The organism is Halorientalis pallida (genome assembly GCF_049605515.1).
Taxonomy (GTDB): domain Archaea; phylum Halobacteriota; class Halobacteria; order Halobacteriales; family Haloarculaceae; genus Halorientalis; species Halorientalis pallida_A.
In genome coordinates this window covers 1656839-1681245 of record NZ_CP187158.1, presented here as the reverse complement: position 1 = coordinate 1681245, position 24407 = coordinate 1656839, and the positions used below count along the sequence as shown (strand labels likewise).

23 protein-coding genes and 1 tRNA gene are annotated in these 24407 nt (G+C 67.4%); 11 read left to right on the top strand and 13 right to left on the bottom strand.

Translation table 11 applies throughout. The features are described 5' to 3' along the window. Positions 1-55 precede the first annotated feature (55 nt). The 3 genes from ACOZ4N_RS10305 to ACOZ4N_RS10295 all read right to left on the bottom strand — a co-directional run bounded on the left by ACOZ4N_RS10305 (position 56) and on the right by ACOZ4N_RS10295 (position 3267). Positions 56-1954 (bottom strand): DUF2070 family protein, encoded by a 1899-nt coding sequence (locus tag ACOZ4N_RS10305; RefSeq protein WP_424019839.1) that lies wholly within the window; start codon positions 1952-1954, stop codon positions 56-58. A gap of 137 nt (positions 1955-2091) precedes the next feature. Then, positions 2092-2640: a GMP synthase subunit A gene (locus ACOZ4N_RS10300; protein WP_424019838.1), complete on the bottom strand. Its 549-nt coding sequence runs from the start codon at positions 2638-2640 to the stop codon at positions 2092-2094. 42 nt (positions 2641-2682) lie between these two features. Next, a complete protein-coding gene (locus ACOZ4N_RS10295) occupies positions 2683-3267 on the bottom strand; it encodes a DUF7097 family protein (RefSeq protein WP_424019837.1) in 585 nt (194 codons plus the stop codon). A gap of 261 nt (positions 3268-3528) precedes the next feature. On the opposite strand from ACOZ4N_RS10295, the gene ACOZ4N_RS10290 reads away from it, so the two are divergent. Beyond that, positions 3529-5178: a methyl-accepting chemotaxis protein gene (locus tag ACOZ4N_RS10290; RefSeq protein ID WP_424019948.1), complete on the top strand. Its 1650-nt coding sequence runs from the start codon at positions 3529-3531 to the stop codon at positions 5176-5178. 5 nt (positions 5179-5183) lie between these two features. On the opposite strand, the gene ACOZ4N_RS10285 is transcribed toward ACOZ4N_RS10290, so the two are convergent. Then, complete coding sequence (locus tag ACOZ4N_RS10285; protein WP_424019836.1) at positions 5184-6941, bottom strand: histidine kinase N-terminal 7TM domain-containing protein; 1758 nt, start codon at positions 6939-6941, stop codon at positions 5184-5186. 87 nt (positions 6942-7028) lie between these two features. Next, complete coding sequence (locus ACOZ4N_RS10280; protein ID WP_424019835.1) at positions 7029-8774, bottom strand: ATP-binding protein; 1746 nt, start codon at positions 8772-8774, stop codon at positions 7029-7031. Between the two features lie 185 nt (positions 8775-8959). On the opposite strand from ACOZ4N_RS10280, the gene ACOZ4N_RS10275 reads away from it, so the two are divergent. Together ACOZ4N_RS10275 and ACOZ4N_RS10270 are read left to right on the top strand one after the other, a co-directional pair. Further along, positions 8960-9415 (top strand): DUF192 domain-containing protein, encoded by a 456-nt coding sequence (locus ACOZ4N_RS10275; RefSeq protein WP_424019834.1) that lies wholly within the window; start codon positions 8960-8962, stop codon positions 9413-9415. 160 nt (positions 9416-9575) lie between these two features. Next, positions 9576-11120: a (R)-citramalate synthase gene (locus ACOZ4N_RS10270; protein ID WP_424019833.1), complete on the top strand. Its 1545-nt coding sequence runs from the start codon at positions 9576-9578 to the stop codon at positions 11118-11120. Positions 11121-12338: 1218 nt separating this feature from the next. Here ACOZ4N_RS10270 and ACOZ4N_RS10265 read toward each other — a convergent pair. Together ACOZ4N_RS10265 and ACOZ4N_RS10260 are read right to left on the bottom strand one after the other, a co-directional pair. Further along, positions 12339-13820, bottom strand: a complete 1482-nt coding sequence (locus ACOZ4N_RS10265; RefSeq protein ID WP_424019832.1) for an AMP phosphorylase — start codon at positions 13818-13820, stop codon at positions 12339-12341. Positions 13821-13860: 40 nt separating this feature from the next. Next, on the bottom strand, positions 13861-14328 hold the full coding sequence (locus ACOZ4N_RS10260) for a DUF4112 domain-containing protein (RefSeq protein WP_424019831.1): 468 nt from the start codon (positions 14326-14328) through the stop codon (positions 13861-13863). Positions 14329-14477: 149 nt separating this feature from the next. Between ACOZ4N_RS10260 and ACOZ4N_RS10255 the strand changes: the two genes are divergently transcribed. Further along, on the top strand, positions 14478-14621 hold the full coding sequence (locus ACOZ4N_RS10255; protein ID WP_424019830.1) for a hypothetical protein: 144 nt from the start codon (positions 14478-14480) through the stop codon (positions 14619-14621). Positions 14622-14684: 63 nt separating this feature from the next. After that, positions 14685-15155, top strand: coding sequence for a phosphopantetheine adenylyltransferase (locus ACOZ4N_RS10250; protein WP_424019829.1), 471 nt, complete (start codon positions 14685-14687; stop codon positions 15153-15155). On the opposite strand, the gene ACOZ4N_RS10245 is transcribed toward ACOZ4N_RS10250, so the two are convergent. Next, positions 15156-15638: a universal stress protein gene (locus ACOZ4N_RS10245; protein WP_424019828.1), complete on the bottom strand. Its 483-nt coding sequence runs from the start codon at positions 15636-15638 to the stop codon at positions 15156-15158. Between the two features lie 75 nt (positions 15639-15713). Then, positions 15714-16151, bottom strand: a complete 438-nt coding sequence (locus tag ACOZ4N_RS10240) for a bifunctional nuclease family protein (protein WP_424019827.1) — start codon at positions 16149-16151, stop codon at positions 15714-15716. Positions 16152-16294: 143 nt separating this feature from the next. Between ACOZ4N_RS10240 and ACOZ4N_RS10235 the strand changes: the two genes are divergently transcribed. The 3 genes from ACOZ4N_RS10235 to ACOZ4N_RS10225 all read left to right on the top strand — a co-directional run bounded on the left by ACOZ4N_RS10235 (position 16295) and on the right by ACOZ4N_RS10225 (position 17933). Beyond that, the gene (locus ACOZ4N_RS10235) at positions 16295-16441 is read left to right on the top strand and encodes a rubrerythrin-like domain-containing protein (protein WP_424019826.1); all 147 of its coding nucleotides are present in this window, start codon (positions 16295-16297) and stop codon (positions 16439-16441) included. Positions 16442-16509: 68 nt separating this feature from the next. Then, the gene (locus ACOZ4N_RS10230; protein WP_424019825.1) at positions 16510-17013 is read left to right on the top strand and encodes a hypothetical protein; all 504 of its coding nucleotides are present in this window, start codon (positions 16510-16512) and stop codon (positions 17011-17013) included. A gap of 131 nt (positions 17014-17144) precedes the next feature. Continuing rightward, positions 17145-17933, top strand: coding sequence for an enoyl-CoA hydratase/isomerase family protein (locus ACOZ4N_RS10225; RefSeq protein ID WP_424019824.1), 789 nt, complete (start codon positions 17145-17147; stop codon positions 17931-17933). Between the two features lies 1 nt (position 17934). Here ACOZ4N_RS10225 and ACOZ4N_RS10220 read toward each other — a convergent pair whose 3' ends face one another. Beyond that, positions 17935-20244, bottom strand: coding sequence for a heavy metal translocating P-type ATPase (locus ACOZ4N_RS10220; RefSeq protein WP_424019823.1), 2310 nt, complete (start codon positions 20242-20244; stop codon positions 17935-17937). Positions 20245-20404: 160 nt separating this feature from the next. On the opposite strand from ACOZ4N_RS10220, the gene ACOZ4N_RS10215 reads away from it, so the two are divergent. Further along, the gene (locus ACOZ4N_RS10215; RefSeq protein ID WP_424019822.1) at positions 20405-20647 is read left to right on the top strand and encodes a hypothetical protein; all 243 of its coding nucleotides are present in this window, start codon (positions 20405-20407) and stop codon (positions 20645-20647) included. 176 nt (positions 20648-20823) lie between these two features. After that, positions 20824-20988: a hypothetical protein gene (locus tag ACOZ4N_RS10210; RefSeq protein ID WP_424019821.1), complete on the top strand. Its 165-nt coding sequence runs from the start codon at positions 20824-20826 to the stop codon at positions 20986-20988. 6 nt (positions 20989-20994) lie between these two features. On the opposite strand, the gene ACOZ4N_RS10205 is transcribed toward ACOZ4N_RS10210, so the two are convergent. Further along, on the bottom strand, positions 20995-22323 hold the full coding sequence (locus ACOZ4N_RS10205) for a cytochrome P450 (RefSeq protein WP_424019820.1): 1329 nt from the start codon (positions 22321-22323) through the stop codon (positions 20995-20997). 155 nt (positions 22324-22478) lie between these two features. Next, positions 22479-22563, bottom strand: a tRNA-Ser gene (locus ACOZ4N_RS10200). Between the two features lie 105 nt (positions 22564-22668). Here ACOZ4N_RS10200 and ACOZ4N_RS10195 point away from each other — a divergent pair. Continuing rightward, positions 22669-23616: an AAA family ATPase gene (locus ACOZ4N_RS10195; RefSeq protein WP_424019819.1), complete on the top strand. Its 948-nt coding sequence runs from the start codon at positions 22669-22671 to the stop codon at positions 23614-23616. On the opposite strand, the gene ACOZ4N_RS10190 is transcribed toward ACOZ4N_RS10195, so the two are convergent. Next, the gene (locus ACOZ4N_RS10190) at positions 23613-24386 is read right to left on the bottom strand and encodes an MBL fold metallo-hydrolase (protein ID WP_424019818.1); all 774 of its coding nucleotides are present in this window, start codon (positions 24384-24386) and stop codon (positions 23613-23615) included. The genes ACOZ4N_RS10195 and ACOZ4N_RS10190 overlap by 4 nt on opposite strands. Between the last annotated feature and the right edge of the window lie 21 nt (positions 24387-24407).

The following is a 24407-nucleotide window of genomic DNA, read 5'->3' as shown; positions in this document are numbered from 1 at the left end:
GACGCTCGGACTGGCCGCGGCTTAAAACGTCCCGTCGGGTTATCAGATTCGGTAACTACGCGAGGGCAAAGAGGAAAATCGAGATGGTCAGGACGGCGACGATGACGGCCGCGGCCAGCGTCGCGCCCATCGAGATCATCGCGTTGGCGTGCGACGCGAGCGTCTCGGTCCGGTCGTTGCCGAAGACGGTCACCGCGGCGCGTTCGGAGGCCATGCCCGCCTCGACCGGTTCGAGGTCGTCGGTGGCCTGCTCGACGAGTTCGGTGACGATGGCCACCAGTTCGTCGTCGTCGATGGCCGCGCCGACCTGGTTGTCGGCCTCGACGGTGTTGACGATGTGCGTGTCGGTCGTCATCACCTCGGCGTGGTCGACGCCCTCGATGGCGTCGACGAGTTTGCCGCGCAGGCCCGGTTCCATGTTGTTGCCGTCGACCAGCACGTATGCGGTGCGGTGGTCGCCGACTTCGAGGACGGCCACCCGGACCCCGAGCGGGCCGATCCCGTCTTCGGGTTCCCAGGGCGTCTCGTCCCAGGCGACGCCCAGGTTCGGCTGGCCCCGCTCGGCGTCGACGAGTCGCTCCCCCACTTCGCCGGCACCGCTGATCATGTCGAACGAGCGCCTGCTCCCCGGCGTGACGTGGCCCAGGTCCTCGCCTTCGAGGCCGTTGTTGCTGTTGTGAGCGTCGACGAGCATCACGTCGTCGAGGCCGGCCGAGCGGGCTTCGGCGGCCGCCGAGAGGCCGACCGCGTACTCCACGTCGTCGGCGAACTCGGGAGCGTAGGTCGCCACGGCCAGGGCGTCGTCGCCGAAGGCCTGCCCGACGAGTTTCGCGTCGCCTTCGCTGGCCCGGACGGAGACGGTGGCCTCGTCGGTGAACTCGATCTCGCCGATGGCGCTGTCCGCGGCCTCGAGGATGGTGTCGACCTCCCGTTCGGTCACGAGGTTGAAGTCGTGGCCGGCGGTCGCGTGGGGCGGGAAGGCGAGGCCCTCGGCCCGGCGGGCGACGCGCTCGGGGAGGTTGCCGCCGCCGATATCGCCCATCGGGCCGGGGTGGATCATCGGCAGGACGAAGCGGGCTTTCTCCGCGCCGTTCTCGGTCCGGAAGACGAGGACGGTGACCGGGACCATCGCCTCCTCGCCGATCTCCTCGAAGAAGTCCTCCAGTTCGCGGGTCCCCTCGGCGATGTGGCCGATGAACCCGCGGACGAAATCCAGGACGGACACGTCGAGACTGCGCCGCCACGGGGAGTCGATGGCCCGGAGGAAGAGTGCGACGCCGCCGGCGTAGACGAGACAGACCACGCCCAGCAACACGAAGTCCCGCGGGATGACCACCGTCAGTTCCGGCGGGGCCGCCTGTGGCCGGGAGAGATAGGAGTTCAGGATCGGGCCACCGACCTCCAGGAACCGGAGCGTCCCGCTGTAGATGAAAAGCAAGACGGCGGCGGCGACGGTCTGGATGCTGGCGGGGATCGCCGCGACGGGCAGGGAGTGTCTGGAGACGGCGACGATCACGAACAGCCGGATCGCGAAGATCGAGGCCAGCGCCAGCAAGAGCGCGTCGAAGACGAACTGCTGGCCGAGCGTGCCGACGACGGGCTCTGTGAGTACCAGCTCCTGGACTGGCCCCGTGACGAGGACGAGTACGCCCGCGACCATCAGCACAGCGACGGTCACGAGTTCACAGGTCAGCGCCAGGAGCGACGCGCGGTTGGGCGTCAACTGCCCGCCGAGCCGACCGTCGACGTACGGCGTGAGGACGCTCGCGGCGATGGTCGGCAGGCCGACGAAGAAGATCCCTTCCCACGCGTCACCGAGGACGTACCGGCCGTCGAAGACGGCGACGCCGGTGACGGCGGCGATTACGAGGGCGAACGTCATGGTCGAGTACCAGTTGGGCGCGCGGAAGATGAACCGCGAGAGCCCGGCGAGATCGCCCTGAGTCTGGGTCATTGTTGCTGGTTCGATTCCCCTCCGCTATAGTTCTTGATGCCTTCCTGACTGTAGGGAACCGTTCACATACGGATCGGAAATGGGTCCTCTCAGGCCCGCTGTGCCGGCAAATGGCGGATCGACGGCCCAGAGACCGCTCACTCGCAGATTTCGAGGAAGTTCTCGAAGACGGCCTCCCCTTCTTCGGTGTGGGAGACCTCGGGGTGCCACTGGACGCCGTAGAGATTCCGCTCGGCGTCGCTCATGGCTTCGACGCCGCACACGTCGCTCTTTGCGGTCCGGGTGAACCCCTCGGGGACCTCCTTGACCTCGTCGGCGTGGCTGGCCCACACCCGCGTTTCGGGTGCGAGCGAGCCGATCAGGGGGTCGGTGTCGTCGGTGATCTCGACGGTCACGTCGGCGTAGCCGCCGTAGTCGCCGGCGTCGACCCGGCCGCCGAGTTCGGCCGCGATGATCTGCATGCCGAGACAGATGCCCAGCACCGGCACGTCCAGGTCGAGGTAGTCGGGACAGTTCCCGATGTCGTCGATGTCCGGGCCGCCCGAGAGGACGAGGCCGTCGGCGTCGACCTCCGCCGGCGGGGTGGTGTTGTCGATGAGTTCCACGTCCACGCCCAGGTCACGGAGCGCGCGGTGTTCCAGGTGGGTGAACTGGCCGTGGTTGTCGACCACGTCGATACGCGTCATTGCGAGGATACAGACCGACGGGACGGATAAGTCGCCCGGAACTCAGCCGTCGCGGTCGAACCGCTCGGCCGCCGACGAGAAGTCGAGTTCGTCCTGCTCGCGGGCGCGCCGGGATTCGGCCTCGGCGATGGCCTCGGCGTCGGGATTCACGTCGTCGTCGATGCGCGCCCACGAGTCGTGGACCTTCGAGTGACACCAGCGACAGAGGACGACGGTGATCTCGTGGCTCGGATCGCCGTCCGTCTCGGCCGAATCGGCGTACGAGAGGTGGTGTTCCTCCAGCAGGGGCCGCTCGTCGGAGTGGGCCAGCCGTCGGGCTTCCAGTCCACAGCGGGCACACTCCCGACTCGCGGTCGCGCCACCCTTGTCTCGGCGGCCGTGGTCCCGACAGCGGAAGTGGGGACAGTCGGCCCACTCCCAGGGACCGGTCAGCCCCTCCTCGTCGAGGTCGCCGGCGACCGGACACTGGAACGCCTCGGCGCTACGGGCGTCGGCGAAGGCCGGATCACGGTCGCCCTGTTCGACCGCGAACCGACACTTCCCCGCGTCGGTGAGGTGGTCACACCGGTCGACGTGTGCGTAGGGGTCGTCCACCCCGACGGTGGTGCCGGTCGGCGTCTTCTCCATACCACGCCTCTGGGCCGACAGCCGCTTCAATCGCCCGGCTCTCGATCCCGGTCGCCCGGGCGTCCGGCTTCGGGACCGACTCACGCCCCACGCAGATCTCAACGATGAATCCAATCCGACTGAAGTCCGTCTACTCTCTTTCTCTCTCCGTTTGAGATTTCACTCAGTGAGAATCGGGGGAGCGTTAAAACCCATCCACCGAGACGGTCGAAGTATATGGACGCAGTTCTCGACAGGTATCGGTCCCTGCTCTGGGGGACGATGGATCGGCTCGGCGTGACCGGCTCCGTCGAGCGGAAGGTCGTCGCCGCGGTGGCGATCCAGTTTGCGATCTCGCTGGCCCAGGCCGTCCTCCCGTTTCTGGTCTCCGGGCTGGTCCGCGTCGCGCTGGTCGGCGCGCTGGTCGCCGCGGCCGTCGTCGCCTTCCTGAACACGCTCCTGATCACCCGCGAAGATCTGGTCGCACCGATCAAAGACCTCGAACGGACCGTCGCGGCCGTGGCCGCCGGCGACCTCGACGTGAGTGCGCCCCGGTCGGACCAGCCCGACGAGGTGGGTTCGCTCACCAACGCCGTCGCCGACATGAGCGAGTACCTCACCACGGTCTCCCGGCAGGCCGACGCCCTGGCTCGCCAGGAGTTCGACGCACCGGCGCTGGACGAGACGGTTCCCGGCGAGTTCGGCGAGTCGCTGTCGACGATGGCCGAGGAACTCGAAGGCTACACGACGGAACTGGAGGCGATGACCGCCGAACTCCAGGAACGGTCGGCGAACCTAGAGGAGATGGCCGCGGCCTTCGCCGACGCGACCGAGCAGGCCCGTGAGGGTGACCTGACCGCGACGGTCGAACTGGACGCCGACGACGAGGGCCACGCGGTCGTCGTCGAGAACTACAACGATCTCCTGGGGACGCTGGCCGACACCATCGGCGACGTGGCGGCGTTCGCGGGCGCGGTCGCGGACACGAGCGACGACCTGCAGTCCTCGGTCGCCGAGATCGACCGCGCCAGCGACGAGATCGCCGGCTCGACCGAGGAGATCTCTCAGGGGGCGGCCACCCAGAGCGACCGGCTCCAGGAGATCGCGACGGAGATGAACACGCTCTCGGCGACGGTCGAGGAGATCGCGGCCTCGGCCGACGAGGTCGCAGACACCGCCGAGGAAGCCGCCCAGCGGGGGCGCTCGGGCCGGGAGGCCGCCGCGGACGCCATCGACGAACTCGACCGCGTCGAGGCACGCATCGACCGCACCGCCGAGGACGTGGCCGGCCTCGCGACCAAGATCGGCCGGATCGACGAGATCGTCGCCGACGTGGAGGCCATCGCCGAGGAGACGAACCTGCTCGCGCTGAACGCCTCCATCGAGGCCGCCCGGGCCGGCCAGGACAGCGAGGGGTTCGCCGTCGTCGCCGACGAAGTGAAGGCGCTGGCCGACGAGGCCCGCGACTCCGCCGACGAGATGTCCGAACTCATCGCCGAGGTCCAGCGCGAGGCCGACGACACCGCCGCGACCGCTCGCGAGATGAACGACCAGGTGACCGACAGCATCGCGACGGTCGAGGGAACGCTGTCGAACTTCGAGGACATCGTCGCGGTCGTCGGCGAGTTACACACGAGCGTCGCGGAGATCTCGACGGCGACCGACGACCAGGCCGAGACCACACAGGGTGTGGTCGACATGGTCGACGAGGTGGCCTCGATCAGCGAGGAGACCGCCGCGGAGGCCGAGACCGTCGCCGCGGCCGCCCGACAGCAGACCGCCTCGGTCTCGACGGTCGCCGACCAGACCGAATCCCTGTCGGCCGAAGCGACCGACCTGACCGACCTCCTGGGCCGGTTCCAGCTTCCGGACGCGTCCGACCAGCCCGACGCGGCCGCCACCGGTGGCGCGTCCCGCCCGGCCGACGACTGACCGAATCAGATCGCCGGCTGTGGATCCTGATCGTCGACGACCGGGCCACCGCCGACACCGGTGAAGACGAACCGCGTCCCCGTGGACGCCGCTTCGCCGCCCGGTGGCTCCAGTTCGACGGTCCAGCCGTGTGACTCGGCCATGGTCTCGACGATGGAGAGCCCCAGCCCGGTGCCGTCGTCGGTGGTGGTGTAGCCGTACTCGAAGACGCTGTCGGCGTGTTCCGCGGGGATGCCGGGGCCGTCGTCGGCGACGTAGAAGCCGTCCGCGGTCGCCCCGACCTCGACGGTCACGTCGTCGGGCCCGTGATCCAGTGCGTTCCGGAGGAGGTTCTCGAAGATCGTCAGCAGTTTCGAGCGGTCGGCCTGGAGCCGGCGGTCCTCGGTCACGGTCAGGGTCGCCGCGCCGGTATCGACGTTTTCCCAGGCGTCGCGGGCGACAGTCGAGAGGGCGACCCGTTCGGTCGATTCGACGGTCTTGCCCTCGCGCGCGATGGTGAGTACGTCATCGATGATCGCCTCCATACGGCTGTGGGTCTCGCTCGTCTTTCGCAGGCACTCCATTGCTTCGTCGGCGTCGGCGGCGTCCAGCCCGTCCGCGCCGACCATCTCGTCAAGCATCTCCACGTACCCGTCGGCCACCTGGATGGGGTTGCGCAGGTCGTGAGAGATGGTCGAGGCGACCTGATCGAGGCGCTCGTTCTGTGTCTGGAGTTGCCAGCGGGACCGCTCCAGTGCGGTCACGTCCCGCAACAGGACGGAGTACCAGCGCCGGTCGTCGCGGCCGCGGCTGACCCGCGAGACGTTGACCGAGTAGTGCCGCTCCGCGTCGTCGAACCGACGGGTGAGCCGGCCGGCGGTCTCCTCGCCCGACTCGGGGAACGAGACCACGTCGATCAGCTCCGGACAGGCCACGCCGAGCGGGTCGCCGACGTGGGCGTCGAGACCGTCCCACACGCGCGTGCTGGCCTCGTTGAAGTCGACGAGTCGGCCGTCCTCGTCGAGGACGAGGACGGGGTCCCGGAGGTTCTCGACGACGGCGTTGCGCGCCACCGGCTGGATGTCGAACAGGCGGAGCCGAAAGAGCGCCACAGTGGTCAGGACGTTGAACGGGAGCGCGCCGTAGGCGGCGTGGGCCAGCCCTTCGGCCGGGAAGACGCCCGTCTTCCCCAGGACCTGCGCGAGCGCGATGGCGAGTCCGCCCGCCAGCAGGAGGACCAACTGCACCTCCGACCGCTGGGAGGTCGAGAGCAGGTACTTCACCAGCACCGTCCAGGCGTAGCCGATCACCACCGCCAGCAGGACGATGAACACGATGAAGCCGGGTTCGTAGACGAACTCGTAATAAGTGAAGGGCGTCCGGTGGGGGACGAGCCGCTGGTAGAGCAGTCCGTGTGCCCAGTTGGTGAAGGAGAGGACGGTGACCCCGCCGACGAGGACGGCGAGCGCGACCTGCGCGACCGGATGCCGGTGGAATCCCGACCCGGTGTACTGGGAGACGAACACGGCGAACAGACCGTACGAGCCGAAGGCGGCGCTCGTCTCCAGCATCGCGGCCGTCCACTGGAGTGTCGGATCGGACACGACGATGTGGGCGACCAGCGACAGCACCCACACCTTCCCGACGAGCAAGAGCAGGACGAACGTCTTCGCGCCGGGCCGATCCCACTGTAACCGGTAGATCCAGTAGATCAACCCGACGCCGATGACGGCCGTCAGGACCGGCAGGCCGACGTACGCCAGATAGACCGCCGAGACGACCATGTCGATAGATAGCAATCGACAAATATAGATTCCCGTCCAGTTACAGGTCCCGAAAGCGGTCGGCCGGGTCCGCAGGTCCGCGCTCGGTCACTCCACGACGGCCGACTGCGCTTCGCCGATGGGTTCGCTGCTCCCCACACTGAACACGAAACGTGCGCCGTCGTCGAAGGCGGCGTCGTACTCGACGGTCCAGCCGTGGGATTCGGCCATGGTCTTGACGATAGACAGGCCGAGTCCGGTCCCCTCGTCGGTGGTGGTGTAGCCGTACTCGAAGACGTTGTCCGCGTGTTCCGCGGGAATACCGGGGCCGTCGTCGGCGACGTAGAAGCCGTCGTCGGTCGCCCCTACTTCGACAGTCACGTCGTCTGGGCCGTGATCGAGCGCGTTCCGGAGGAGGTTCTCGAGGATCGAGAGGAACTTCGAGCGGTCGGCCTGGAGCATCCGATCCTCGCTGACGGTGAGGGTGGCGGCTTTCGTGTCGACGTTGGCCCAGGCGTCCTCGGCGGCGGTGGCCAGCGAGACGCGTTCGGTCTCCTCGACGGTTTTGCCCTCGCGGGCGATGGTGAGGATGTCGTCGATGATCGCCTCCATCCGGTCGTGGCTGGTCTGAATCTCGCCGAGGTGGTCCAGCGCCTGTTCTGTCTCCTCGGGGTCGAGCCCGTCCTCGTCGATCATGCGCTGGAGGATCTCCGTGTAGCCGTCGGCGACGTTGATGGGGTTGCGCAGGTCGTGGGAGATGGTCGAGGCGACCTGATCGAGGCGTTCGTTCTGTTTCTGGAGTTGCCACCGGGACTGTTCGAGTGCCGTCACGTCCCGCAGGAGAACCGACAGCCACTCGTCGTCGCCGTCGCGCCGGGCGACTCGTGAGACGGTGACCGAGTAGTGGCGGTCGCGGCCGTCGGTCGGGAGGGTGAGTCGGTTCGCTTCCCCGTCCTCGTCGGCCGGGTCGACTTCCCCGGCGAGCGTTGGACAGGCGGCCTCGAAGGGCTCGCCGATGTGGTCGTCGAGGGCGGGCCAGATCAGGGTGCTGGCGGCGTTGAAGTCGACGACACGTCCCTCGTCGTCGAGGACGAGGACGGGGTCCCGGAGGTTCTCGACGACGGCGTTGCGCGCCACCGGCTGGACGTTCAGCAGATCGAATCGGAACAGGGCCAGTGTGGTCAACAGGATGAACGGAATCGTGGCGTAGGCGCCGTGATAGAAGTGTTCCGCGGGGAACAACCCCAGGTTACTCACTGTCGCGATGAGGACGATACTGAGCGAACCAGCCATCAGCAAGGCGAGTTGTTTCGTGGCGCGCTTCGAGGTCGACAGCAGATACACGACCAGTTTGTACAGGTTGTAGAACCCGACCACGTACGACAGGAATATGATGAACAGGAGTCCTGGCCCCGGTTCGAAGGCCAGATACCGGAACGGTTCGGTCTCGATCCAGACGTCGGTGATCCAGATATTCCCGGCCGTCTGGAAGGGAGCCATCACGAGGTAGCCCACCGGAATGCTCGCCAGGATGACGACGACCACTGGATGCCGGTGGTACTGCGTCTCCGTGTACGTCCCCGCGAAGCCAGCGAAGGCAACGTAGGACGTCAGGCCGAAGAATCCACCCATCGTCGTGAGAAGTACCTTCGCTTCCCGTGAGGGGAGAAATAGCTGGACGGACGTGATCGCGGTGTAGATGCCGCCGAGCGCGAGCATCCCCACGAACCACCTCGCACCGCGCTTGTCCCAGTGATTCCGGTATATCCAGTAGCCCAGTCCGACGTGTAGCAGTACCGCCACTGGCGGGAGTCCGTAATACGCCAGGGCCACGCCGGAGAGTTCACTGGCCATGGTTCGTTTTTCGGACACTCCAGTTTTAACTATCCGCTCCAGTTCTCACGGTTGAAACTTTGCCCTCGTGTGCGAGGATCGCGTCCCCGGGGCGTGGACGGACGATGCGACGGCTCCCGGTCGGGGCTGCGTCCGCACGTGGAAACGGACCAAAACGTTTTGTCGGCACCGGGCGAGCGAGGGGTATGCGCGTCGTGCACGAGGCCGATGGTGAACGGCGAGCGCTGGCGACGACCGTCGACCTCGCAGATTCGTTCGTCTCACAGACCGTCGGGTTGATGGGCCAGTCCACGGTGTCGGACGACTACGCGCTGGTCTTCGAGTTCGGCGATCCCGGGTTCGTCTATCGGTTGCTCGACACGGTTCCCCGGCGGGTGATCCACATGCTGTTCGTCCGGACACCCCTCGACGTTCTCTGGCTGCGGGACGAGGAAGTGGTCAAGGTTGCGACGCTCTCGCCCTGGACGGGCATCGGCGTCGCCAAGGCCGACACCATCGTCGAACTCGCCGCCGGTAGCGCCGAGGGCGTCGCGGTCGGTGACCGCGTGGTCGTCGAGCGCGAGGCGTCGTCCGGCGACGCGGAATCGACCGACGACGAGCAGTCGGCCGCAGGCGAACCGGCCCCCGACGCGGCCGAGTGAGTCGCGCGGTCGGCCGCTGTGTCGAATCCAATAGATTAAAGCGCGAGCATCGGCCTACTCTGGGGTACAATGTCGGACCATACACCGACGGAGGATAGAGGAAGTCGCCGCAAGGCGGCTGGGCGCGAAATTCTCGGTTCTGCCTGATGGTGGACACACTGTGACAGAGAGTAGCTTCTTCGGGAGCCACCCACAGCTCCGGGACCCGAGTGACGTCGACGACGTACAGTTCCTCGATACGACGCTTCGCGACGGCGAGCAAGCGCCGGGCGTGTCGCTGACGCCCGAGGAGAAAGCGCGCATCGCCCGCGGACTGGATCGAGCAGAGATCGACTTCATCGAGGCCGGCAGCGCCTGCACCGGGCCGGGCGAGCGCGAGACGATCAAGCGCGTGACCGACCTCGATCTCGACGCGACGATCACGAGTTTCTGCCGCGGGATCGAAAACGACGTCGACCTCGCACTCGACTGCGACGTGGACGGCGTGACCATCGTGGTCCCGGGCAGTGACAAGCACATCGAGACGAAAGTCGGGACGACCCACGAGGAGAACGTCCAGAACACGGAGGAACTGGTCGCCTACGCCAAAGACCACGACCTCTGGGTCGAAGTCATCGCGGAGGACGGCTCCCGTGCGCGCGTCGACTACCTCGAAGAACTCATGAGCGCGTCGATGGACGCCGGGGCCGACCGCATCTGTTACGCGGACACGGTCGGCCACGCCACGCCCGACGACACGCTCGAACGGATCAAGCCGATGACCGAACTCGGCCCGACGAGCACCCACACCCACGACGACCTCGGGCTGGCCGTGACGAACGCCCTCGTGTCCGTCGCCGCGGGTGCGGACCTCGTCCACGGCACGATCAACGGCATCGGCGAACGGGCCGGCAACGTCGCCCTCGAAGAGGTCGCCATCGCGCTGGACCACGGCTACGGCGTCGAGCCGATGGACCTGACCGAGGTGTACGACCTCGCACAGCTGATCTCCCGCTCGACGGGGGTCCCGCTGGCCCCGAACAAGGCCGTCATCGGCGAGAACGCCTTCACCCACGAGAGCGGCATCCACACCGACGGCACCCTCAAGGACGACGCCATGTACGAGCCCTACCCGCCCGAGAAGGTGGGTCGGGAGCGCCGGCTCGTCCTCGGGAAACACGCCGGCCGCGCCGGCGTCGAGGCCGCCCTCGCAGAACACGGCATCGACGCCGACGACGACGAGATCGACGAAGTCGTCGAGCGCGTCAAGGCCATCGGCGACCGCGGCAAGCGCGTCACCGACGCCGACCTGCTCACCATCGCCGAGGAGGTCGTCGGCCAGGATCGGGACCGCCGCGTCAAGCTCCTGGAGATGACCGCCGCCAGCGGCTCGGGCACCCCGACCGCCTCCGTGCGGGTCGAAGTCGACGGCGAAGAACGCGTCGCGTCGGGCCACGGCGACGGCCCCGTCGACGCCGCCGTCTCCGCCGTCCAGCAGGCGCTCGGCCACGCCGCCGACGCGAGTCTCGACTCCTACCACGTCGACGCCATCACCGGCGGCACCGACGCCGTCGTCACCGTCGAAGTGGAGATGTCCCGCGGCGACAACTCCGTCACCGTCGCCGTCTCCGACGCCGACATCACCAGAGCGTCCGTCGAGGCCATGGTCGAAGCCATCGACCGCCTGATCGAGAACGAACCCGAGCAGGTCCTCGCCGACGACTAGCCACCTTTTTACTGCGTCGGGTGCGCCTCCGGCGCACCGCTCCTTGTAAAAACGTGGGCGAAAAACTGCCGGACGCGAGCCGCCGGCTCGCGTCCGGGGAATCGCGCGCCTTCGGCGCGCGGATGCTAGTTTCGTGTGACTCCGAGTGAAACAGCCCAGAGGATGAATATGCGAATTGATCGCTAAGGAATATACCAATCAGGGGAGATTCTCAGATTGAGCTGCTGAATAGAGGGCGCTTATTGGTCGTCGATTTTTGTCAACTGTTGAATAGATAACTCGGTAGAGACAGGAAGAGCAGTGATTTGTGTGTTCTCGGTCCTCTACGGGGACATCGATGATGAGCTGGATAAAAGTAGTGCAGCTAATGAGTCTGGTCTGGTGGCGTGAGTCAAGAGCGGATATGCATCGCTACTACACACCCGCGGTATGTTTTTAATTACATGTTTTACTAGGTTGGGTTAAATGCGATTTGAGAACCAAGATGGCGCATCTGAGTCCCCGTCACGACGCGCAGTTCTTGCTGCTCTGGGTGGGGGTGTAGTCAGCGGATTGGCTGGATGTTCCAGCAACGGCGGGAGTACTGAAACACCCGCCTCAGGAGGCGGCGCGGCGACTGAGACAACGACTCCAGGAGACAGCGCTACCCCAACCCCATCTTCGAGGGTGGATTGCGGTAGAAATGTCTTAGCGGACATTCCTGGGAAAGTCGTCCACAACGGTGTTGATTCCCTTACAGTGCTTGCCCACGGCGTATGCAAGTTCACGGGGGGCGCGAATATATTAGTGAGAGTTAAAAACACCGGTGACCAAGCACTGACGCCTGAGCTGTCCGCGGGTGAAGCCGAGAACGATTTCTCGATAGCAGCGCGCGCACTGTCCAGTGAAGGGAATCGACTCGACAATGGCCAGATTATTGCAGGACCAGCGGAAATCAAGCCAGGAACCGAGGCGACCCTGACAAGCCGAGCCCCGATAAACGAGGACCTTGCAAACTACGAACTGTGTATACTTACTCGATCTCTGCTCGGTACCAGCGAGTGGGAGAAGAAGTGTGGCGGGTGAGCAGGATTACTGACCGTTTCCGTGAGTACCGCGCTACATACTGAATACAGCCGTCGTGCTGACTATATCCTCTGTATCTCGCACGCTGGCCTCGACAGTTACGGGTCAGATTGCGTTCGGCGTAATACGGCGGCCGACTGAGCCGACTGCGAGTCACCCGTACCGCTCGACCAGCGCCTCGTCGGGCGCGTTCACGCGGACGGGCTGGTTCTCGCGGGCGTACCGGACGGCCTCGTCGCGTTTCTCGGCGGTCTCGGCGTGGATCGTGAACAGCGTCTCGCCTTCCTCGACGGCGTCGCCGACCCGCGCGGCGAGGTCCAGCCCCGCACCCTTGTCCTTGGGTGCGCCGGCGCGGCGCGCACACTCGTTGACGAGGCGGTTGTTGGCGTGGCTGATGCGGCCGTCGCGTCGGGCTTCGACCGTGGCGGTGTGAGATCCCAGGGGGAGGTCGTCGGTCGTCACGTCCGGGTCGCCGTTCTGGGCGGCGACGATCTCCCGGAACCTCGCGAGCGCGCGGCCGTCGTCGAGGATGTCGGCGGCCGACTCGTCGCAATCGCACGACGACAGGAGTACGTCCGCGAGGGTGACGGCTTTCGACCGGAGGTCGTCGGGACCCTCGCCCTGGAGGACGGCGAGTACGTCCCGGGCTTCGAGGCCACAGCCGATGCCAGTGCCGATGGGCTGGTTGCCCCGGGTGATCGCGCAGTCGATCTGCATGTCGAGGGCGTCGCCGACGCGGTCGAAGTCCTCGGCCATCTCCCGGGCGGCGTCGAGACTCGACACCTTCGCCCCCTCGCCGTAGGGGATGTCGATGACGATCTCGGTCGAGCCCGCGCTCTTTTTCTTCGAGAGGACGGAGGCGATCATCTGTCCCGGCGGGTCCAGCGAGAGGGGCGTCTCGACGCGGATGATCTTGTCGTCGACCGGCGAGAGGTTGACGCCGCCGCCCCAGACCATACAGCCGTCGGTCTCGGCGACGATCCCGCGAATCTCGTCGAGGCCGAACTCCACGTCACAGAACACTTCCATCGTGTCGGCGGTACCGGCGGCGGAGGTAACTGCCCGCGAGGACGTTTTGGGGATCGTCACGCCCGCCGCGGCGACGATGGGGACGACGACGGGTGTCACGCGGTTGCCCGCGACGCCCCCGATGGAGTGTTTGTCCGCCACGACCTCGCGGTCCCAGTGCATGGTCTCGCCGGCGGCGACCATGCTCTCGGTGAGGTCGACGATCTCGGCCCGCGAGAGGCCGTTCGTGTAGATGCTCGTGACGAACGCGCTCAACTCCGCGTCACTGAGTCGGTCGTACTTGATGTCCGTGACGATGGCCTCGATCTCCCCGGCTTCGAGTTCGATGTCGTCCAGTTTCTTCCGGACGAACGACGCGGAACTCGGGCTTGGCGCGATGGTGACCGTGACCTCGCCCTCGATGTGGCCGAGCGGGCGCGTCACCGCCAGTTCGCCCTCGGCGACGAGTTCGTCGGTCAACTCGACGATCCCGACGACCGTGCCGCCGTCGTGGTCGATCTCGACGCGGTCGAGCGGGTGGGCACCGAGTTCGGCGGCGTCGTCGCCGTTGAGAATCACCGTCGGCGTCCGGGTGCCGATGTCGATCTCCCGGGCCTGCAGTTGCATGCCTGTGCCTGTCGGCGCGAGAATATAAGTGTCGGGAGGCTCAGTCGGCGGGTTCGTCGACTTCGATCATCACCGGTTCGGGCTCGCTCGTCTCCGTGACCGAATCGGGCTGATCCGCGCCGCCCAGTTCGTCGAGCAGGAGTTCGACGTTCCGCTTGTTGGACTTCCAGAACGCGTCGAAGACGGTCCCGACGAACGGGATGGCACCGCCACCCACGTCGATGGCGATGTTGGCGAGCATCCGCGCCAGCGTCGCGTACGAGACGCCGAGATACGCGGACTCGACGACGATGTACAGCGAGAGGCCGCCGCTGATCACGTCGCCCACCACGGGGACCGCGCTCACCAGCGGATCGAGTCCGATCCGGACCTCCGTGCCCGGGACGCGGACGCTCTCGTCCATGACGTAGGCGACGGCCTTGAGCCGGTCGAGCGCCGCCTCGTCGACGCTGTCCGGTACGTCCCCGTCGAACGTCTCGTCGAGTCGCGCCTCCAGATCCCAGCTCATACCCGACCGATTCGGCTCCGCGACGGATAAGACCGACGCCACTGGTGTCCGGGCGTTGATACCGACGCCGACTGTTCGGCGTGTCGGCTACCCGGGAACGGTCGGACCGCCACAAAACACATCCGACGGGCGACGCCACACCCGCCCGTATGCTCCAGGCAGAGTTCGAGGTGTGTACCGACTGTGGCAACCTGCACATGGAAGGCGGATCGGCACCCGAACACGTCGACGAGTGTGCGGTCTGTGGGGGGCGTCTCGCCGACGTGGAACTGGACGACCTCGTCGGACTGTAATCGCGCCCGAGCCACTGACTCCCGGTCGTCGCCGTTGAAGTATCTGGCGCGCGAAGGCTGGCTGTGACCGGAACTCGCGTCGCCGTCGCCGGAACCTTCGGCCCGCTCCACGACGGCCACCGGAACCTCCTGCGGACGGCACTGAAGTACGGGGACGAGGGGCTGATCGTCGGCCTGACCAGCGACGCGTTCGCGCAGGCGTCGCGGACGCGTGCGGTCCCGCCGTTCGAACGGCGGCGGGCCGCGCTTGCGGCCGCAATCGCGGACCTCGACGAGTGGGGCCGTGACGTGCAAATACGGGAGTTGACCGACGAACACGGCATCGTCAGCGACGAGCCCGAGATCGACGCGCTGGTCGTCTCACCGGAGACGGCCCCGGAGCTGGCGGCGATCAACGACGGCCGGCGCGAGAGGGGGTTCGAGCCCATCGAGGGAATCGTCGCACCATACGTCCTCGCCGCGGACGGCGAGCGCATCTCCTCGACGCGGATCGTCCGGGGCGAGATCGACGAACACGGTCGCCTCCGGGACTGATTAGGCCTCCTCGTCGGTCGGGCGGATCGTCATGACGGGGGCCGGAGAGGTCCGGACGACGCGCTCGGCGACGCTCCCGAGCAGAACGCGCTGGAGGCCCTGCCGACCGTGCGTTCCCATCACGACCAGGTCGATCCCCTCGTCCTCGACGTAGTCGACGATGGCCCGGTGGGGGACGCCCACGAGGATCGCCTCCTCGGTGTCGGGGACGATGGCTTCCTCGGTCTCGCGTCCCTCGGCCCTGGCCAGGCTCACGATCTCGTCGATGTCGGCCTGTGCCTGCGTTCGTAGCGTCGACTTCAGGTCGCCCAGATCGGTGTCGGTCGGCGTGGTCAGGGCCACGTCGTCCACGTCGACCACTGCGAGGACGTGGATCGTCGCGCCGTAGCGCTCGGCCAGCCCGATGGCGTGTTCGGCCGCTGCCAGCGCGCCGTCGCTCCCGTCGGTCGGCACCAGAATCGTGTCGTAGTCGCGGTCTACCATGGGTTCGTTTCGACGTTCTCGTCGTGCGGTAAAAAAGACGGTCGCCGTCTCTCAGTCGCTGGGAGTACCGTCCCGTCAGGTTCCCTCGACGTCGAACTCCTCGGGCGGGCGGCCGGCGGCGTCGAGGACTTCGTCGGAGACCATGATCGGGCAGTCCACCCGGAGACCGAGGGCGATGCCGTCGCTGGGGCGGGCGTCGAAGACCAGTTCCTTGCGCTCGCCGCCGTGGTACTGCTCGGCGTCGACCTTGGCGTAGAAGGTCCCGTCGGCGAGGTCGTCGATGCGGACCTTGTCGATAGCGCCACCGAACTCGGCGACCATCTCCACGAACAGGTCGTGTGTGAGCGGTCGGTCGAACGGCTCGCCTTCGATGGCCAGTTGCATCGACTGGGCCTGGTCGCTACTGACGAAAATCGGCAGGAGTTCGTCCCGCGCACGGAGGACGACGACCGGTGCGCCCGAGCCTTCGTCGCCGACGCCGACACCGACGCCCTCGACGGTGGCCTCGTTCATACCCACAGTACGACCGGCGGGTATGAAAAGATATCCCGCGCCCGGCCGCCGCACCGCAGTGTCGCCATCTGCCCTTCTCGGCCACTGTCACCGCCCCACCACGTCGGTCCGTGTTCAAGTAGGTGCGTGACGAACTAGCATGCATGCCTCGTGGTGACCCCTACTCCCCCGTCCGACCGTTCGTCTACGAGTGTGTGGGCTGTCGGCTCCGAATGCAGGCGGACCGCCAGCCCCAGGTCTGCCCCGAGTGCGGGTGCGTGATGGCCGATCTCAGCGTCCCGCGGGAGTGAGCGGGACGGGAAGCCACCCGTGAGATTCGAAGATGTCTTCAGTAACCTTCCCGTCGCACCCGCACGGTATGGGGGACGACCGGGGGCAGGCAGTCAGGACCGAACTGTGGGAAGCCGCGTCCGACATCGTGAGCCACGCGGTCCTCTTCGCGGCGTTTTTCTGGCTCGTGGTGGTCGCGAGTACGCTCACGTCCACCGATCCGTCGGTCGTGATCGCGCTGTACGTGATCGGACTGTACGTCTACGAATTCCGACGGCTCCCGTGGCAGTCATACGTCGGCGCGACGGCCCCGGCGACGGTACTGGATTTCAAGCGGCTCTCTGCGAAGTGGACAATCTTTCTCCCGCTGGCGGTTCTGGCCATCAATACCGTCGCGTTCTTCGGGCTCGTGGCGGTCCTGTCCCCGCCGTGGGCACAGCCCGTCCAGGTCCTCGCGAGTGATGCGACGGTGTGGGCCGGTCTGGCGTTTTCCGACCTGGCTGTCCACGTCCTGCGTTCGTTCCTGTGCTTTCTCGTGGTCGGGAACGTCGTGGCCATCGGTTTCTACTTCATCGGATTCACTCGCGGATAGCCGAGGGCCGACCGGTGCCGCCTGACACGCGAATTTCGCCCCCATTCGTCCCCACGAGGCGACTGCGAGTGGCCCGGACGAGTCCGCCCTCGGAACCCTGCTTTTTTGCGGTCCTCGGTCGAGTACGTTCCATGGAGGAAATCGGCTCCGGAACCGTCGCCGTCTCGTTCGAGGACCACCGCGCGGACGTGCTGCTGGATCGCCCCGAGAAACGCAACGCGATGGATCTGTCGGTCATCGACGATCTCCGGGCGGCCGTCGAGACCGTCGACGACCGCGACGACGTGCGCGTGATGACTCTACTGGGGAACGGCCCCGTCTTCTCCGCCGGGATGGATCTGGAACTCATGGCCGAGGCCGACATGGACGGCCACCAGGAGATCTACGACGGCCTGCGCGGCCTGTTCGACGGCATCGCCGACCTGTCGGTCCCCACCGTCGTCGGCATCGAGAAGGCCGCCATCGCCGGGGCCTTCGAGTTGACCCTGCCCTTCGACTTCCGGATCATCGGTGCCGACGCCGCCTACGGCCTCAAGGAGACGAAACTCGGCATCTTCCCGTTCGGCGGCGGTACCCAGCGCCTCCCCCGGCTGATCGGCCTCGCGAAAGCCACGGAACTGGTGATGAAATCGGATACGATCGACCCCGAGGCGGCCGAGCGGATCGGGCTGGTCAACGAGGTCGTCGAGCCGGGCACCGTCGACGAGGAGACCCGCGCGTACGCCGACGAACTCGCGACCCGAGCGCCCATGGGGATGACCCGTGCCAAGGAGTGTCTGCACAGCGCCTTCGACGTGACGCTGGAGGAGGGGCTGGACATGGAGTACGAACGCTCGCGGGAGGTCTGGGATACCCACGACCACCGCGAGGGGTTCGCGGCGATGCTGGAGGACCGGGAGCCCGAGTACGAGGGGGAGTAGGTTAGAGGTCCTCGGGTTTCAGTCGCGCCAGCCGCATCGCGTTGCCGGTGATGGCGCTGGTCATCCCCACGTCGCCGATCAGGACGGCGTGGATGACGCCGACGAGGCCGAAGGGAATCCCGAGCGCGAGGACGGCCTTGACGCCCAGCGAGCCCCAGATGTTCTGGCGGATGACGCCGTTGGCTCGCTTCGAGAGCTTCGAGAGGTAGGGTAGTCGCGAGAGGTCGTCGCCCAGGAGCGCAACGTCGGCGGTCTCGATGGCGGTGTCCGACCCGGCCGCGCCCATCGCGACGCCCACGTCGGCCGTGGCGAGGGCGGGCGCGTCGTTGATGCCGTCGCCGACCATCGCGACCTCGCCGTACTCCTCTTGCAGGGACTCGACGGCCGCCACCTTGTCCTCGGGGAGCAGGCCGGCCCGGAAGTCGTCGACGCCGACTTCCGCGGCGACGGCGCGGGCGGTCCCCTCGTTGTCGCCGGTCAGCATCACGGTGGTCAGTCCCTGTGCGCGCAGGGCCGCGACGGTGCGGGCCGCGTTCGGTCGGATCGTGTCGGAGACGGCGATCAGCCCCTCGACTTCCTCGTCCGTGCCGACGAGGATCACGGTCTTGCCCTCGCTCTGGAGTCGCGGGATGGTGTCCTCGACGAGGTCGAGACAGCCCGCGCGTTCACACCGGTCGCGGGCGTCGGCGGGCAACTCGCCCGCGTCGGTCGTGAAGTGGACGTGGCCGAGATCGAAGCCCAGGTCCTCGAACAGGGCGGGCTTGCCGGCGTAGTGGGTCGCCCCGCCGAGGTCGGCGCGGACGCCCTGCCCGGTCAGGCTCTCGAAGTCCGTGACTTCGCGGTCGCCGTCCGCGACGCCCTCGGCGCTGGCGTGGCCGACGATGGCCGCGGCGATGGGGTGTTCGCTCCGGGCCTCCAGTCCGCGGGCACAGCGGAGTACGTCGGCCTCGTCGTTCCCGTTGAGCGGGACCACGTCGGTCACGCCGAGGTCGCCCGTGGTAAGCGTCCCCGTCTTGTCCACGGCGACGGCGTCGACCTCGCCCATCGCTTCGAGGTGATCGCCACCCTTCACGAGGACGCCGTTGCGGGCCGCGCTCGTCACGCCCGAGACCACCGTGACCGGCGTCGAGATGACGAAGGCACAGGGGCAGGCGATGACGAGGAACGTGATGCCGTTGACGAGCCACTCGATCCCGGGCCACCCGAGGACCAGCGGCGGGACCGTCGCCGTGAGGATGGCCGCCGCGACCACGACGGGCGTGTAGTAGCTGGCGAAGCGGTCGACGAACTGCTCGCGGTCGGTCTTGCGCTCCTGAGCGCCCTCCACGAGGTCGATCACCCGCGAGAGCGTCGTGTCCTCTGCACCGGCAGTCACCTCGAATTCGAGGTAGCCGCTCTCGTTGATCGACCCGGCGTACACCTCGTCGCCGACGGTCTTGTCGACGGGCACGCTCTCGCCGGTGATCGGGGCCTCGTTGACCGCGCTCTCGCCCTCGATAACCTCTCCGTCCAGGGGCACCTTCTCGCCGGGTTCGACGACGACCGTCTCGCCGACCGCGACATCGCCGGCGCGAACCTCCGTCAGGTCGCCGTCCCGGCGGACCAGTGCCCGCTCGGGCGCGAGTTCCAGGAGTTCGGTCAGGGAGTTGCGCGCCCGGTCGACGGCGTGGCGCTCCAGCAACTCGGCGACGTTGAACAGGACTGCCAGCGAGGCCGCCTCGATCAGCAACCGCTCGGGCGTGAAAAGCGACACCGCCGTCGCGCCGAGTATCGCGACGGTCATCAGGAAGTCGATGTCCAGGCTCAGGTTCCGCGCCGAGTAGTAGCCGCTCCGCACGATCACCTCGCCGCCGACCGCGACGGCCACCAGCAAGAGTACGTCGGCGGCGAACAGCGGATGGCCGAAGGGCCGGGCGACCACCACGTCCAGTCCGAGCGGCAGGAACCGGACTGCGAGGGCGACCAGCAACAGCGCGCCGCTGGCGGCGGTCTTTCTGGCTCTGGCCGTCTGCCAGACCGGTTCCGCTGCGGCCGGTCCTGCCCGCTCCGTGCCGGCCTCGGACGCGTCGGTCACCTCGTAGCCGGCCGCTTCGACCGCCTCGACGGCCGCCTCCCGGGCATCGCTCGACGCCGCCGTCAGCGTCACCACGCCAGTCGCCGGACTGAACTCCCCCCCGGTCACGCCGTCGACGCCGTCGAGCGCGTTCTCGACTTTCCCGGCACACGACGGACAGTCCATCTCCGGCACTTCCAGCCGGAGCCGAACCCCGTCGCCCGCGTCCCGGTCGCCGTCCACTGTACCGTCGGTCATTACTCGACCGTAGCCGATCTGGACCTATTAATGGCGCTGTTACCTACCCGTCCCGTACTGTCTTTCCTTAATAATCGAGTCCGATTTGGTTAACAACTGTGTGTGGGTCGGGTGGGGCGGACAACGCGGTGCTTTTCACATCGAAAGCCCAACGTCGGGTATGGACGAACTGCTCTCCGGCGACGAGGGCGGGGTCAGCCGCAAGCGGGCGGCACTCTGGATCTTGCCCTTTCTCGCGCTCGGGATCGCGGACGTGGTTCTCCTCCTCGGATGGGGTCTCGACGGCCTCTGGGGGTTCATGATTCTGCCGCCGATCCTGTTCATCTGCGTCCTCGCCTACATCGCCTTCCGGACCGGGTTCGCGGCGGATCGGACGGGTGATGTGAAGGGCGGGGTTGAGTGAGCAGCGCGAACGAAACCGCGAAGCGGAACGGCGACCAGAGGGAGCCGTGGAGCAGGGTGAGGTCGAACAGAGTGAGGCCTCAGAAAGCGCGAGCGGGCCGTAGGCCCGCGAGCAGGGCGGGGTCGAGTGAGCAGCGCGAACGAAACCGCGAAGCGGAACGGCGACCAGAGGGAGCCGTGGAGCAGGGCGAGGTCGAACAGAGTGAGGCCTCGGAGAGAGCGAGCGGGGAGGCGGAGCCGACCCGCGAGCAGGGCGAGGCCGAACAGAGTGAGGCCTCGGAGAGAGCGAGCGGGGAGGCGAAGCCGACCCGCGAGCAGGGCGAGGCTGGCCGAACGAAGTGAGCGTCCTCAGCGGATCCGGGGCACCATCTCGACGGGCTCGGTCGGCGAGGCCGTCACGCCGGAGGTGAGGTCCAGCGGCCCGCCGTCGCCGACCAGTTCGAGTCGGAAGTTCCTGGCCAGCGTCGCGAGGATGAGCTGGGCCTCCAGTTTCGCGAAGCGCATCCCGATACAGCGCCGCGGCCCGCCGCCGAACGGGAAGTAGGCGTAGTCCGGGCGGTCCCGGTCCGCGGCCCACCGCTCGGGCCGGAACTCCAGGGGGTCGTCGTACCACCGCGCGTCCCGGTGGACGATCCACTGGGGCATCGTGAGGATCGACCCCTGCTCGACGGCCTGCCCGCGCAACTGCACGTCCTCGCTGGCCTCGCGGACGACCCGGTGGACCGGCGGGTAGTACCGCATCGCCTCGGTCACGACCTGCTCGGTGTACGGCAGATTTCCGAGGTCGGCCATCGTCGGCACCGCATCACCCAGCACGTCGTCGATTTCCGCGTGCAGTCGCTCCCGCACCTCCGGATTCTCCGCCAGCAGGTACCAGGTGTAGGTCAGCGCCAGCGAGGTCGTCTCGTGGCCCGCCAGCAGGAACGTGACGAGCTGATCCCGGAGCGTCCCCCGGCTGATCTCCCCCTCGTCGTGCGCTACCAGGAGCGTCGAGAGCAGGTCGTCCCGCCCTTCGGCGTCGCCCCGCCGGCGCTCGATCAGGTCCGCGATCACGCCGTCGATGGCGTCGACCCCGCGCTGGGCTCGCCGATCCCACGGCGTCGGCACCCACTCCGGGAGCAGGGCCGTCGCCGCCGGGGCCTCGGCCTGTGCGCCGATGTCCCCCATCGCGTCGGCGATGGTCTCGACGTGGTCGCTGATGTCGGTCCCGAACAGCGACCGCGCGAGTATCTGGACGGTGATGCGCCGCATCTCGTCGTCGACCGCGACCCGCCGCCCGTCCCACCAGCGCTCGCCGGCCTGCTGGGCGCAGTCGGTCATGATCTCGACGTAGGAGTCGATCTTCTCCGGCCCGAACGTGGGCTGGATCCGCTGGCGTTGCTCGCGCCACCGCTCGCCCTCGCTGGTCAGCAACCCCTCGCCGAGGACCCCGCTCAACTGCTCGCGCTGGAAGGCCCCCTTCTCGAACTTCCGATGTTCCGTCGAGAGAATCCGCTCGATATCCGCGGGATGGGTGACGAGGTAGAACGTCATCCCGCCGACCTCGTAGGGCACCACGTCCCCGAACTCCGCACACCGCTCGTAGAACGCGAACGGATCGCGCGCGAACTGGAAGGTGTTGCCCACAACCGGCCAGCCGTCCGGCCCCTCCGGCCCGCCCGCATCTGTCTCTGCCATGCTCTCACGTACACTCGCCGCCCCTTGATTACACTGCCTCCCTTCGTGGGTTTTTGAAAAGCAACGACACGACTCACCCGCTCCGCTCGCGCTGCGACTGGCCTCATTCAAATCTCCTGCCGGCGTCTCCACTCACCGTGTTGGTTCGTGGAGAACGCCGAGGAGGAGATTTGAACTCCTGAGTCCGTGAGGACAGTTGCTCTCGAAGCAACCGCCTTGGCCAGGCTAGGCTACCTCGGCTCACCCCAACGTTCCACCGGTTGGTCTTTATCCGTTTCGATTCGGAAGACGGGGCGATCTTTCAGGCACCCAACCACTAAATGCGGCGGCGTGGATGGACCGGACATGGAGATCCCCGAAGCGAGCTCCGCCCTGGAATCGGTTCGCGAGGAGGTCGGGTCGGCCGTCGTCGCCGACGACGAGTTCCTCGAAACAGTCCTCCTCGGCATCGTCGCCCGCGGCCACGTCCTCATGGAAGACGTGCCCGGCACCGGCAAGACCCTCACCGCCCGTAGCGTCGCGACGGCGCTCGGACTTTCCTTTTCCCGCGTGCAGTTCACGCCCGACCTCCTCCCCTCGGACGTGACCGGCACGAACGTCTACAACGAACGCGACCGCACCTTCGAGTTCGCCGACGGCCCCATCTTCGCCAACGTCGTCCTCGCGGACGAGATCAACCGCGCCCCGCCGAAAACCCAGTCGGCGCTGCTGGAAGCCATGGAGGAGGGGCAGGTCACCGTCGACGGCGAGACCCACCAGCTCCCACAACCGTTCTTCGTCATGGCGACCCAGAACCCCGTCGAGATGGAGGGCACCTTCGAGTTGCCCGAGGCTCAGGTCGACCGGTTCGCGGTCAAGACCGCCATCGGCTACCCCGACGAGGACGGTGAGGTGGAACTCCTCCAGCGCCGTCGCGGCCGAGACGCCCTCAGCCCGACCGTCGAGTCCGTCCTCGCGCCAGGTGACGTGGAGGCCGTCCGGCAAACGCCCGAGGCCGTCCGCGTCGAGGACGACCTGCTCGACTACATGGCGGCTATCGCCCGCGCGACCCGCGACGACCGCCGCGTCGAGGTTGGCGTCTCACCCCGCGGGACCCAGCGGCTGTTCGAGACCGCTCGCGCACGCGCCGTGATCGAGGGCCGCGAGTTCGTCACGCCCGACGACGTGAAGTGGGTCGCCGAACCGACGCTCGCCCACCGGCTGGTCCTCACACCCGACGCGCGCGTCGACGATGTCCAGAAAGCGAGCATCGTCCGGGAGATTCTCGACGAGATTCCGGTGCCCACAGTTTAGGGCTCGGCCCGCTCGCCGTCGAAGTCGAGGTCGCCCTCGACGGCCAGCTTCTGGAGGTGAGCGCGCACGGTCGCACGCGCGAGGTCGCGGACACCGGTGAGGTCCTTGTCGTAGGCCGCATCGAGAATCTCGTCGACCGTCCGGGCACCCTCGGCCACGGCCCGCCGGACCGTCCGCTCGCGGTCGAGCCGGTGGTCGATCAGCCTGGCGAGCGTCGCGTCGGGGTCGTCGATCACGGGACCGTGGCCCGGATAGATCGACTCGAAACCGCGGGCGCGGAGCCGGCGGAGGCTCGTCAGGTACGCGCGCATGTCGCCCTCCGGCGCGCCGACGACGACGCTCCCGGCCGCGACCGCGAGGTCGCCGACGACCGCGCCCCGATCCCACGTGAACGCGACGTGTTCCTGTGCGTGACCGGGCGTGTCGACGATCTCGACGTGGCCGTCGCCCGTCTCGATGCGGTCGCCCGGCCGAAACGTCCGGTCGGGCGCGACGCCGGTGGCGCGCTCGAAGGCGTCGACGCGGCCGGCACGGGCCCACAGGGTCGCGTCGCAGGCGTCGGCGTACTCCGCGACGGCACCGACGTGGTCGGGGTGGTGGTGTGTCACCGCGACGTGATCCACGCTGGTCGTGTCGACTGCCTCGTCGAGGTCGTTCGTTCGGGCCGCCGGATCGAGTAGAACGGCGCCGTCGCTACCGAGGAGATACGCGTTCGTCGCACCGCCGGGGCCGCGCGTGGCGGTGTCGACGGGGACCCGGGAAACGTCCATACCCCACCCCTGAGGTACGCC